This window comes from Streptomyces tricolor (genome assembly GCF_002155905.1).
Taxonomy (GTDB): Bacteria; Actinomycetota; Actinomycetes; order Streptomycetales; family Streptomycetaceae; genus Streptomyces; species Streptomyces tricolor.
In genome coordinates this window covers 22068-34536 of record NZ_MUMF01000223.1, presented here as the reverse complement: position 1 = coordinate 34536, position 12469 = coordinate 22068, and the positions used below count along the sequence as shown (strand labels likewise).

The following is a 12469-nucleotide window of genomic DNA, read 5'->3' as shown; positions in this document are numbered from 1 at the left end:
GCCGGGCCCGGCCGCCCCGGTACAGGGTGCGGGCGCAGACGGCGGCGGCGGTGCAGCCGGCCACGACGAGCGCGACCGCCATGAGCAGCAGGGAGGCGCCGAGCGCCTGGAGCACGGCCGGTCCCGCCTCCGCGCCGGAGATCCAGGACCGGCCCGCGTCCCCGCGCGCCAGTCCGCCGAGCCAGCGGCCCAGCAGGGTCAGCGGGCCGTCGTCCAGACCGAGCTGGTCGCGGATGGCGGCGAGCACCGCGGGGTCCGGGTCGCGGTCCTGGGCCCGGGCCTTGAGGACGGTGAGCGCGGGATCGGTGCGGCTGAGCCAGGGCAGCAGACCGATCCCGCACACCAGGGCGCCGGCGAGCGCGGCCCGCCACAGCAGGGTGCGCACGGTCAGCGCCGGGTGCCGGTGCCGATGAGGGTGCGCTCGTACGGGTCGAGCAGCAGGCCCTTGACCGAGCGGCCGACGCCGGTGAGGACGCGCTGGTGGACCAGCGGCACGACCGCGTCGGTGCCGAGGATCTCCGCCTCGGCGCGCAGCGCCGCGTCCTGCCGTTCGGCGGTGTCGGCGGTGCGCTCGGCGGCGGCCACGGCCCGGTCGACGTCCTTGTCGCACAGCCGGGCCAGGTTGTAGCCGCCGTCGCAGGTGTAGTCGCTGGCGAGGACGGCGACCGGGTCGCCGGTGTCGACGAGGCTGTTGCGGGCGAGGACGAAGGCGTCGAACTTCCCGGCGAGCGCGTCGCTCTCCAGCCGCGAGTACTCGCGTACGACGAGTTCCACCCGGAACCCGGCCCGCTCCAGCTGCTGCTTCAGCACCTGGGCGACTTCGGGGAGTTCGGGCCGGTTGTCGTAGGTGGCGAGGGTGATCCGGGTCCCGCCGGGCCGCTTCGGCTCGGCCCGCCCCACGGGCTTCCGGTGCCGTCCCTCGGCCCAGCTGACGGCGGGGCCGTAGATGCCGGCGCCGCGGTCGGCGTGCCCCTCGTACACGTCCTTGGCGAGGCCGGAGGTGTCGACGGCGGCGCGGGCGGCGGCGCGCAGCCGGGCGTCCTCGAACGGTCCGGAGCGGAAGTTGAGCAGCAGGCTGGTCGTGCGGGTGGTGGCGGTCTCCCGCCGGGTGCCCTGCGCCAGGGTGGCGGCCTGGGCGACGGGCACGGCCTCGGCTATGTCGGTGTCGCCGCTGCGCAGGGCGTTGGTGCGGGCGGTGCCGTCGGCGACGAAGCGGACGTCGATGCCGGCGGCCTGGGCCCGGCCGCCCCAGTAGCCGTCGTACCGGTCGAGGGTCGCGGAGGAGCTGCCGTCGACCTTCTTCAGCGTGAAGGGGCCGGTGCCGGTGCCGACCGGGTCGACGGCGCCCTTCGCGCCGTAGGCCTTCGCGGACAGCACGGCGAGGTTCGGGCTGGACAGCCGCAGCGGCAGGATCGGGTCGGGCCGGCCGGTGGTGATGCGGACCCGGTGCCGGTCGACGGCCTCGGCGGTGAGCGTCACGCCGGACAGGGCGGCCGGGGCGGGCTTGGCGCGGGCGGCCTGGGTGAGGGAGGCGGCGACGGCCTGGGCGGTGACCGCGGAGCCGTCCTGGAAGGTGGCCTCGCGCAGGGTGAACTGCCAGCCGCGGCTGCCCTCCTGGCGCCAGGAGGAGGCGAGGGCGGGGGTGGCGGAGCCGTTGCCGTCGAGGGCGGTCAGGCCCTCGGTGACGCCGAGCCGGCTGAGGATGGTGGCATCGGCGCCGTACGGGGAGAGCCGCTCGGCGGGCGGGAAGGCGAGGGCGACCCGCAGCCGCGAGCCGTCGGCGGAGGCGCCGGAGGCGGGGTCGGAGTCGGCGGCGAAGCACCCCGCGAGGAGGGGCGTGGCGAGAAGGGCGGCCAGCAGTCGGGCAGGGCGCGGGGCAGGCATGTTCCTCAGCTCGGGTCGGTCACAGGAAGCGGGAAGCGGGAAGCGGGAAAATCGAACAGTAGATTACATGACAATCATTTCCAACAAGCCGCCTCCCCGGACGCCGCCCCTCCGGACGTCACCCGCTCGCCAGCCGCCCGCTCCAGGGGAAGTTCGAAGTGCACGATGCTCTGTCCGCCGCCGGCGTCGTGCCGTTCGTCGTGCACGACCGTGCCGAGCGACCGCCAGAACGGCTCGGCGCCGGGCACGGCCGGGTCGGTGTGCAGGTACACGGACCGGTAGCCGCCGTCGGCCGCCGCGAAGTCCAGCAGCCGGGCCACCATCTCGCGCGCGATGCCGCGGCGCCGGTGCCCGGGGCGCACGTACACCCGGCGCAGCTGCGCGGTCTCCCCGGACGGGTACCGCTCGGCCAGCCACCGCGGGTTCGGCGGGTGCTGCGGGCCCCGCGCGTCGAGCGCCCCGGTGCCGATGACCTGACCGTCCACGTCGACGGCGACGAGCAGCGTGTGCCGGGCGGGCGCGAGGTAGGCGCCGGCCGGGTCGACGATGTCGGCGTGCCAGCGGGGCACGTATCCGGTGCCGAAGTCCCGGTAGACGGTGTCGAGCATGACGGACCTGGCCTCGTCGAGGTCGCCGGGGGTCGCCGGCCTCACGCTAAATGTACGCACTTGCACATCATATGCAGTAAGCGGGCGCCTCATGATCATGGACCGTCCGTCGACGACGACCGGTCCCTGTGCGGTGGCGACGATCCGCCACCGCCCTCTGGAACGATGGCCTCCGGCAGGAGACAGAGGCGGAGGAGCGGGAGTGGGCCAGGAGTTGGTCAGCGGCAGACCCCGGATCGGGCGCGCCGTCGGCGGAGGCGCCCTGGGCGCGGTCCACCGGGGCGGGGACCGGCCGGACCCCGCTTCCGCGCCGCCGGTACCCGGCGCCCTCGGCGGCCGGCGGGAGCCCGCCGGCGTCCGCGGCGTCCGCGTCCGCCTGCCCGCCGCGCCCGCCCCGACGGCTCCGACGGCTCCGACGGCTCCGACGGCCGGAGTGTCCGCCTGATGTCCGCCACCGCCCGCATCCAGGTGACCACCGCCGTGCACACGGTCGGCGGACTGCTGCCGGCCGGCCTGCTGCTGCGGATCGCCGAGGGCCGGGACCTGCCGGGGACGAGCCCCGCCGACTACGGGCTGCCCGCCTCCCGTTCGGTGCGCGACGAGGCCGAGCGCAGCTGGGAGTGCCTCGGACCGCTCTGGCGGGAGCTGCGCGACCGGCTGCCCGGGGGCCCTCGGACGGGCCGCCCGGCCGCCGACGCCGCCGGCGCCGACTGGCCGGCACCGCTCTGGCGCGAGCTGGGCTTCGGCCGGCTGCTGCCGGTCGGCCCGGACGGCGTCCCCGCCGGCTCCGGCCCGGCCACGCGGTTCCCGGTCTCGCACCGCTGGGACCACGTCCTGATCCACCAGACGGCCTGGCGGACGGACCTGGACCGGCGGCCGGGCGGCGCGGGCACGGTCCCGCCGCAGTCGATGCTCCAGGAGTGCCTGAACCGGTCCGGGGCCCACCTCTGGGCGATCCTGACCAACGGCCGTCAGCTGCGGCTGCTGCGCGACTCCAGCGCCCTGGCCACCGCCTCCTACGTCGAGTTCGACCTGGCGGCGATCTTCGACGGCGAGCTGTTCGGCGAGTTCCTGCTGCTGTACCGGCTGCTGCACGTGTCCCGGTTCGAGACGGCCGAGGGCGCGGGCCCGGCCGCCTGCCGGCTGGAGCAGTGGCGCACGGAGGCCATCGCCGGCGGCATCCGCGCGCTGGACCGGCTGCGCCGGGGCGCGCAGGCGGCGATCACCGTGCTGGGCACGGGTTTTCTCCGGCACCCGGACAACGGCGCGCTGCGCGCGCACGTCCGCCCCGGCCGGCTGCGGACGGCGCTGCTGCGCCTGGTGTTCCGGCTGCTGTTCGTGTGCGTCGCCGAGGACCGGGGCGCGCTGCCGGCACCCGACGCCGACCCGCTCGCCCGCGAGCGGTACGAGCGGCACTTCTCCTCGGCGCGGCTGCGCGCCCACGCCCGCAGCCGGCGCGGCACGGCGCACGGCGACCGCTACGAGGCGCTGTGCCTGGTCCTGGCGGCGCTCGGCCGGCCGGAGGGCCGCCCCGAGCTGGGCCTGCCGGGCCTGGGCGGCCTGTTCACCGAGACGGACGCCGACGCGCCGCTGCGCGGCCTGAAGCTGACCGACGAGGCGCTGCTCACCGCCGTGCGCCGGCTGTCGCTGATCCCCGACGGCGGTGCGGGGCGCCGGCGGGCGGTGGACCACCGGCAGCTGGGCGCGGAGGAACTCGGTTCGGTCTACGAGTCGTTGCTGGCGCTGGAGCCGAGGTACAGCGCTGCGGAGCGGCGCTTCGAACTGGTCGAGGCGGCCGGCAACGCCCGGAAGACGACGGGGAGTTACTACACGCCACCGTCGCTGGTCGACAGTCTGCTGGACTCCGCGCTCGATCCGGTGGTCGAGGACGCGGTGCGGCGCGGCACGCGGGCGGCGGCCCGCGCGGGCGAGGCCGACCCGGCCGCGGCGGTCGTGCGGGAGCTGCTGTCGCTGAAGGTGTGCGACCCGGCGTGCGGCTCCGGCCACTTCCTGGTGGCGGCGGCCCGCCGGATCGCCAAGCGGGTGGCCGCCGTCCGGGAGCGCACCCCGGAACCGACGCCGGACGCGGTCCGCCACGCCCTGCGCGAGGTGGTGGCCCGGTGCGTCTACGGCGTGGACCTCAACCCGATGGCCGTGGAGCTGGCGAAGGTCTCGCTGTGGCTGGAGGCGCTGGAGCCGGGCAGGCCGCTCGGTTTCCTCGACGCCCATGTCAAGCACGGCAACGGGCTGATCGGCGCGACCCCGAGGCTGCTCGCCGACGGAGTCCCGACCGACGCGTTCAGGCCGATCGCGGGCGACGACCGGAAGACCGCGGCCGAGCTGCAGCAGCGCAACCGGGCCGAGCGCGACGACCGGGACGGGCCGCGGTACGGCACCGCGCCCGCCGCCGGCGACAGCCGCTGGGCGGCCGAGCCGGCCCGGATCACGGCCGCCCCCGGCGGCTCGCCGGCCGGCGTCCGCGACCAGGAGTCCGCCCACCGCGCCCGCGCCGGGTCGGCCGGATACCTCCGGGCCCGGCACGCGGCCGACGCCTGGTGCGCCGCGTTCGTCTGGCCCGCGCGGCCGGACGCGCCCGCGGCCCCCACCGACCAGGTGGTCCGGGCGCTGCGCCGAGGGGACCGGGCCGCCGTACCGGACGCCACGCACGCCGAGATCCGGCGGCTGCGCGAGGAGTACGGCTTCTTCCACTGGCACCTGGAGTTCCCGGAGGTCTTCCCGGTGCCCGCGTCCGGTGCGGGCGTCCGGCCGGAGACCGGCTGGGCGGGCGGTTTCGACGCGGTGCTGGGCAACCCGCCGTGGGAGCGGGTCAAGCTCCAGGAGCAGGAGTTCTTCGCCGGGCGCAGCCCCCGGATCGCCCGGGCGAAGAACGCGGCGGCCCGCAAGCGGGCCATCGCCGAGCTGCGCGAGGCCCCCGGCGGGCGGCTGCTGTGCGAGGAGTTCGAGGCGGCCAAGCGCCGCTCCGAGGGCGAGAGCCACTTCCTGCGCGTCAGCGGCCGTTACCCGCTGACCGGGCGCGGTGACATCAACCGCTACGCGGTGTTCGCGGAGGCCGGCCGCGCGCTGACCGGTCCGCGCGGGCGCACCGGGCTCATCGTGCCCACCGGCATCGCCACGGACGCGACCACCCGGTTCTTCTTCAAGGACCTGGTCACGCACGGCCGGCTGGCCGCCCTCTACGACTTCGAGAACGAGGACAGGATCTTCCCCGGCGTCCACAACCAGCTGCGCTTCTGCCTGCTCACGCTGCGCGGCACCGGGGACACGGCGGAGCCGGCGCAGCTGGTGTTCAAGGTGCGCCGGGCCGCGCAGATCGCCGAGCGCCGGTACCGGCTGACGGCGGACGACATCCTGCGGATGAACCCCAACACCGGTACCTGCCCGGTGTTCGGCAGCCGACGGGACGCCGAGATCACGCTGGGCATCCACCGCCGGGTGCCGGTGCTGGTGCACGAGTCGCGGGCGGACGGCAACCCCTGGGGGGTGTCCTTCCTGCGCCTGTTCGACATGGCGAACGACTCCGGTGTGTTCCGGCCCGACGCGCGGCGCGGCGAGACCTTCGACGACCTCCTCGCCGACGGATGGAACCTGAAGGGCAACGTCCTGGTCCGCGGCGAGGAGCGGCTGCTGCCGTTGTACGAGGCGAAGATGCTGCACCACTACGACCACCGGTTCTCCACCTACGAGGGCGCCACCGAGAAGCAGCTGAACAAGGGGACCCTGCCCCGGCTTTCGGTGGAGCGGCACCAGGACGCGGCGGCCTGCCCGATGCCGCGCTACTGGGTGCCCGAACAGGAGGTGCGGGCACGGCTGGCCGCCCGGGGCTGGACGCGGGACTGGGTGCTGGGCTGGCGGGACATCACCAACAAGAGCAACGAACGCACCATGATCTGCGCGGTGGCCCCCGCACACGGCTTCGGCCACAAGTTCATGCTGGCGCTCGCCCGCGAGGCCGCGCTGCTGGCGGGCGTGTGGTCCTCCTTCGTGCTGGACTACGCGGCCCGCCAGTCGGTCGGCGGGACGTCCATGAGCTACTTCGTGGTCCGCCAGCTCCCCGTCCCCGCCCCCGGGACCCTGGCCCGGCACGCCGGCTTCCTGCTGCCCCGCCTGACCGAACTGATCTACACGACGCCCGACCTGGGCGGCTTCGCCCGCGAACTCGGCGACACCGGTCCCCCCTTCCGCTGGGACCCGGACCGCCGGGCGGTGCTCCGGGCGGAACTGGACGCCTTCTTCTTCCATCTCTACGGCGTGTCCCGCGACGACACCGCGTACGTCCTGGACACCTTCAACGTCACCCGCGACAACGACGTGAAGGAGTACGGCCGGTACCGCACCAAGGACCTGGTCCTCGCCGCCTACGACCGCATGGCCGCCGCCGGCCTCACCCCCGGCGCCCCGCTCGTGGATGGGGAGACCTACACGTCCACGCTCACCCCGCCGCCGGGCGACGGCCCCCGTCACCCCGCCTCCTGAGCGATCGGCTCACCAGCCGGGGTAGCGGTCCCACCAGTGCGGGTCCCAGCCGGGGACGTACTCGCTGCCGCTGGGCGAGTCCTCGATCTGGGCCAGCAGGTCCCGGGCCAATACGTCGAGCACCCAGGCCAGTTCGTGCCGGCTCACCAGGTCCACGGGCAGGGCCTCGGCGCCGTGCACCGCGCCGAGCAGCGCACCGGTCACACAGGCCACGGAGTCCCCGTCGGGCGCGCCGGACGCGAACGCCAGCGCGGCCCCGAACCGGTCCCGGCGGGGGAACGAGGCCGCCGTGTAGAGGCCGCCGAGCAGCGCCGCGGGGGCGCTCGCGTCGGGGGCGAGCCGGGCCAGCAGGGCCGGCTCGGCGGGCCGGTCGAGGGCGTGCCGGAACGCCGCCGCCAGCCGCTGGCGCTCGTCGCCGAGGGCCCGGCCGGGCCCGGACGGCAGCGCGGCGATCCCCGCTTCCAGCGCCTCGCGTGCGATGCGGTCCGCGGGGTCGGCGGGGCCGTCGGGCCGGGGCGCGGTCAGGCAGTGCTGGAGCAGCACGGCCGCCTGTGCGGCGGTGGACCGCGCGGCCGGGTCCCCGTGCGTGAGCGCGGCGAACTCCCCGGCCTGCTCGGCCCACTGCGGTCCGGCGACCGCGACCGGGAGGGTCCGGGTGAGCGCGTGGCAGCCCCGGCTCGGCACGGCGATCCTGCTGTGCGGGTCCTCGATGCGGGACAGCGCGGTGACCGTCGCCGGGGCGCTCCCGCGCCGCTCGGCCAGCGCGGGCACGCCCGCGAGCCAGCCGTCCGGCCACGGGCGGTCGCTCGGGTGGGAGGCCCAGCGGCGCCGCATCCGCGCCGCTTCGACCCCTTGCAGCGCCGCCCACCGGCAGTAGGCGTGCAGAACCACGCCCGGCGGATGGCAGACGCCCTTGTGCCGGCCGCGGACCATCGCGCGGATGACGCCCTCGGCGGTGAAACAGGCCAGTTGCGTGCTGACGCCCGCCCGCAGCGGTCCGGCGGTCGGCGGCCCGCCCCGGGCCGCGCCCACCGTGTCACCGAGGGCCAGCCCGAGCATCAGCCCCCGCACCCGGGACTGCATCCCCGCGACCCTGCGCCGGTACTCCTGGTGCGGGTCCTCGTGCGCGACCACTGCGGCTGACCTCCCCGTTGCTCCGGGCCACGGTACCGCCCGGCCCGCGCCGGAGCCCGCGCCGGACCCCCTCACTGCCGCGGGGTGCGGGGGGCCGGTCAGCTCTTCTGCTCGACCCGGACCCAGTCGATCTCGGCCTGCACTCCCCCGGCCGCGATCTTGTCGACGCTGGACTGCGGCAGGCCCCAGTAGGGCGTGGTGACCTTGTTCCAGCCGGCCGGGTAGGCGCCGCCCAGGGCGAGGTTGAGGATGACGTACTGGTTGTGGTCGAAGACCCACTGGCCCCGGGTGGACTCCAGCTTGTTGCGGGTCGTCTCCTGGACCGGGCGGTCGTCCACGAAGAAGCGCATCGCCGTCGGGGTCCATTCGACGGCGTAGGTGTGCCACTGGTCGGCCGTGCCGCCGCCCGGATAGGTCTGGCGGGCGCCGACGTTGCCGTCGGCCGAGTAGCCGGGGCCGTGCAGGGCGGAGCTGGTCCAGTCGCCGTAGCCGATGTTCTCCATGATGTCGGTCTCGCCGGAGGCCGGCCAGGAGACGGCGGGGTCGTCGACGTCGCTGCCCAGCAGCCAGAAGGCCGGCCAGAACCCGTCGCCGACCGGCAGCTTCATCCGGGCGCTGACCCTGCCGTAGGTGAAGTCGAGGCGGGTGTGGGTGTCGACGCGGCCGGAGGTGAAGTCGTAGGTGCCGCCGCCCGCCCGGGTGCAGCCCTTGCAGTACCGCGCCCGGAGGACCAGCCGGCCGTTCTCCGTGCGGACGGCGTCCGGGGAGTCCACGTACGCCTGGGACTCGCCGTTGACCGGGCCCATCTCGGTGCCGGTGCGCACCACCCGCCACCGGGAGCGGTCCAGCGAGGTGCCGGTGAAGTCGTCGAAGAAGGTGGTGCGGTAGGTGCCGGACTGCTCGGCGGGCAGAGCCGGGTAGGCGGCAAAGGCGCTGCCGCCGGTGCCCCAGACCTGGAACTCGTAGAGGGAGTAACCGAACTGGGCGGTGGCGGGGGCCGGGTTGTGGAAGGAGCGGCGTTCCGTGCCGAGCATGCGGACGTAGCGGCCGGTGACCGGGGCGGGCAGGGTGATGGTGTCGTGCAGGCCCACCGCCTCGGAGGGGGACGTCACGTTCGCGCGGCGGGCGGCCACGTCGGCGGCCGAGGGCTGGTACACCGTGCGCCAGGTGCGGTGGTCGTCGGAGACCTGGAGCTGGTAGTCGACGGCGTAGGCCGCCTCCCAGTAGAGGTCGACGGAGGAGATCGACGACGGGGCGCCCAGGTCGACCGAGACCCAGCGGTTCGCGTTCCAGTCGCTGGACCAGCGGGTCGCGTCGTCCTTGAGGTTGCCGGGCCAGCCGCCGTCCGTGACGAACGCCGGTGAGTTCCCGGCGTGCTGGTAGTAGTCGGAGTACGCCGGGTGGTGCAGCGCGAGGTTGCTGCGGACCGTCGAGGCGGGCGCCGGTTCGCCGCCGTAGACCTTGAAGCTCCACAGCGAGTAGCCGTAGGGCGTGGCGCGTTCGAGGCCGCGCAGGCGGACGTAGCGTCCGGTGACCTCCTGGGGGTGGGTGTGCGCGGTGACGGAGCCGCCGGTGCCGGCGGTCTCGGTGTAGAACGGCGTCCAGTCGGTGCCGCTCCTGGACGCCTCCAGCACGTAGCGCTTGCCGTAGGCGGCCTCCCAGTCGAGGACGACGCGGTCGACCCGGATCACCGAGCCGAGGTCGATGCGGATCCAGGCGCCGTCGGTGAAGTCGCTGGACCAGCGGGTGGCGCCGTTGCCGTCGAAGGCGAGGCCGGGGGCGGTGCCCGCGTGCTCGCTGCCGGAGGCGGTGACGGCGGCCGGGTTCACCGCGTGGGCGGCGGCTGCCCGGTCGGTGTCCCAGCCGATGGCGGCGGGGGCCGCGGCGGCGGGTGCGGGGGCGGCGAGGACCGGGCCGGTGGACAGCAGGGCCGTGGTGGCCAGGGCGGCGAGCAGGGTGCGGGGGACGCGCGGGACACGGGACGGCATGCGGCTCTCCTCTGTGGGGTGGAGGTGCGCGGGTGATTTATGTCGCGTGCATGACACTCATGGGGGTGTGGTGGCCGGTGGGCACGGGACTCCCCGTCCGTGCCCACCGGCCGTCCGGGCCGGGCTCAGGCGGCCCGGCGGCTCTGGCCGCGGTGGACGCGGACGAGGTCCGCGTACCGGTGGCCGCTGCCCTTGACCGTGCGGACCTGGGTGCGGTAGTCGACGTGGACCAGGCCGAACCGCTTGTCGTAGCCGTAGGCCCACTCGAAGTTGTCCAGCAGGGACCAGGCGAAGTAGCCGGCCAGCGGGGCGCCCTTGCGGACGGCCGAGGCGCAGGCGGCGAGGTGGCGCTCCAGGTAGTCCTGGCGCTCGGGGTCGTCGACGCTGCCGTCGGGGCGGACCACGTCCGGGAAGGCGGAGCCGTTCTCGGTGACGTAGATCCGCCGGGCGCCGTACTCCTCGGTGAGCCTCAGCAGCAGCGTCTCGATGCCGGAGGGGTCGATCTCCCAGTCCATCCCGGTGCGCGGGACACCCTCGCGGCGGACGGAACGGGCGTACGGCGCGGGCCCGTCCGGGTCGTCGGTGACGTACGCCGGGAAGTAGTAGTTCAGGCCGAGCCAGTCGAGCGGGGCGGCGATGGTCGCCAGGTCGGCGTCGTCCAGGGGCAGTTCGACGCCGTAGGTCTCCACCATGTCGGCGGGGAAGCCGCGGCCGTGCACCGGGTCGAGCCACCAGCGGTTGACGTGGCCGTCCTGCCGGCGGGCCGCCGCCAGGTCCTCGGGGCGGTCGGTAGCCGGGTGCACGGTGGAGAGGTTGTTGACGATGCCGATCCGCGCGCCGGGGGCGGCGGCGCGGATCGCCTGGGTGGCCAGGCCGTGGCCGAGGAGCAGGTGGCAGGAGGCGCGGACGGCGGCGGTGAGGTCGGTCCAGCCGGGCGCCATCGTGCCTTCGAGGTGGCCGATCCAGGCGGAGCAGGAGGGCTCGTTGAGGGTGGCCCACAGCGTGACGCGGTCGCCGAGGCGGTCGGCGACGACGGAGGCGTACTCGGCGAACGCGTGGGCGGTGTCCCGCTCCGGCCAGCCGCCGCGGTCCTGGAGCACCTGCGGCAGGTCCCAGTGGTACAGGGTGACGGACGGGGTGATGCCCGCCTCCAGCAGCGCGTCCGTCAACGCGTCGTAGAAGCCGAGGCCCTTGGGGTTCACCGCGCCCGTCCCCCCGGGGACCACCCGGGGCCAGGCCACGGACAACCGGTAGGCGTTGACGCCGAGTTGCCGCATCAGGCCGATGTCCTCGCGCCAGCGGTGGTAGTGGTCGCAGGCGACGTCGCCGTGGTCGCCGTTCGCGGTCTTCCCCGGGGTGTGCGAGAAGGTGTCCCAGATCGAGGGCGCGCGGCCGTCCTCGGCGACGGCTCCCTCGATCTGGTACGCCGCTGTGGCCGTGCCCCACAGGAAGTCGGACGGGAAGGCGGCGAGGTCGATGGGTTCGGACACGGAAGTCCCTTCGGGATCAGGGGTGTGGGTCACTTGACGGCGCCCGCCGTCAGGCCCGCGACGAGATAGCGCTGCATCAGCAGGAAGCCGGCCACCACGGGCACGCTGACGACCAGCGAGGCGGCCATGATCTGGTTCCAGTAGACGTCGTAGAGGGTGGAGTAGCCCTGGAGGCCGACGGCGAGGGTGCGGGTGGTGTCGTTGGTCATCACCGACGCGAAGAGGACCTCTCCCCAGGCGGTCATGAAGGCGTAGACGGCGACCGCGACGATGCCGGGGACCGCGGCCGGTACGACGATGCGGAACAGCGCGCCGAGCGGGCCGCACCCGTCCACCAGCGCCGCCTCGTCCAGGTCGCGCGGCACCGAGTCGAAGTAGCCGATCAGCATCCAGATGGAGAACGGCAGGGAGAAGGTGAGGTAGGTCAGGATCAGCCCGCCGCGGGAGCCGAACAGGGCGATGCCGGTGAGATTGCCGATGTTGACGTAACTCAGGAAGAGCGGGAGCAGGAAGAGGATGCCGGGGAGCATCTGCGTCGACAGCACGGTGACCGTGAAGACGCGCTTGCCGGGGAAGTCGTAGCGGCTGACGGCGTAGGCGGCGAACACCGCGATGACCACCGAGCACACGGTCGCCGCGCCGGCCACGATCAGCGAGTTCACGAAGTACTTCGCGAGCGGCACGGTCGACCAGATGTCGATGTACGGCCGGACGGTCAGCTCGCTGGGCAGCCAGCGGAACCGGCCGGTGACGTCGGCGAGCGGCTTCAGCGAGCTGGAGACCATCACGTACACGGGGGTCAGCACGAAGCCGGCGAGCAGGGTGAGGAACACCCGGCGCGTCCACAGGAAGGAACGCGGCGGCGCCATCG

At 74.8% G+C, this 12469-nt stretch carries 8 protein-coding genes and 1 pseudogene; 2 read left to right on the top strand and 7 right to left on the bottom strand.

Annotation, left to right across the window (positions count from 1 at the left end; translation table 11 throughout):
• From CCN44_RS17145 to CCN44_RS17135, 3 genes and pseudogenes are all read right to left on the bottom strand, one after another.
• A pseudogene (locus CCN44_RS17145) lies at positions 1 to 385 on the bottom strand (ABC transporter permease subunit); the annotation flags it as partial.
• Between the two features lie 2 nt (positions 386 to 387).
• Entirely contained in the window at positions 388 to 1884 is a 1497-nt protein-coding gene (locus CCN44_RS17140) for an ABC transporter substrate-binding protein (RefSeq protein ID WP_059254387.1), read from the bottom strand.
• Between the two features lie 74 nt (positions 1885 to 1958).
• Entirely contained in the window at positions 1959 to 2585 is a 627-nt protein-coding gene (locus CCN44_RS17135; protein WP_086698146.1) for a GNAT family N-acetyltransferase, read from the bottom strand.
• 109 nt (positions 2586 to 2694) lie between these two features.
• On the opposite strand from CCN44_RS17135, the gene CCN44_RS17130 reads away from it, so the two are divergent.
• The gene (locus CCN44_RS17130; RefSeq protein WP_086698143.1) at positions 2695 to 2937 is read left to right on the top strand and encodes a hypothetical protein; all 243 of its coding nucleotides are present in this window, start codon (positions 2695 to 2697) and stop codon (positions 2935 to 2937) included.
• A complete protein-coding gene (locus tag CCN44_RS17125) occupies positions 2937 to 6986 on the top strand; it encodes an Eco57I restriction-modification methylase domain-containing protein (RefSeq protein ID WP_086698142.1) in 4050 nt (1349 codons plus the stop codon). The genes CCN44_RS17130 and CCN44_RS17125 overlap by 1 nt, the downstream gene beginning before the upstream one ends.
• Before the next feature lie 9 nt (positions 6987 to 6995).
• Here the strand turns inward: CCN44_RS17125 and CCN44_RS17120 are convergent, their stop codons facing one another.
• From CCN44_RS17120 to CCN44_RS17105, 4 genes are all read right to left on the bottom strand, one after another.
• Positions 6996 to 8120, bottom strand: a complete 1125-nt coding sequence (locus CCN44_RS17120) for an ADP-ribosylglycohydrolase family protein (protein WP_237481037.1) — start codon at positions 8118 to 8120, stop codon at positions 6996 to 6998.
• A 98-nt stretch (positions 8121 to 8218) separates the two neighbouring features.
• Positions 8219 to 10108 carry a discoidin domain-containing protein gene (locus CCN44_RS17115; protein WP_086698141.1) on the bottom strand — a complete coding sequence of 630 codons (1890 nt, stop codon included), beginning with the start codon at positions 10106 to 10108 and terminating at the stop codon, positions 8219 to 8221.
• 125 nt (positions 10109 to 10233) lie between these two features.
• Positions 10234 to 11598, bottom strand: coding sequence for a GH1 family beta-glucosidase (locus CCN44_RS17110; RefSeq protein WP_059254381.1), 1365 nt, complete (start codon positions 11596 to 11598; stop codon positions 10234 to 10236).
• A 29-nt stretch (positions 11599 to 11627) separates the two neighbouring features.
• The gene (locus tag CCN44_RS17105; protein WP_086698140.1) at positions 11628 to 12467 is read right to left on the bottom strand and encodes a carbohydrate ABC transporter permease; all 840 of its coding nucleotides are present in this window, start codon (positions 12465 to 12467) and stop codon (positions 11628 to 11630) included.
• Positions 12468 to 12469 lie beyond the last annotated feature (2 nt).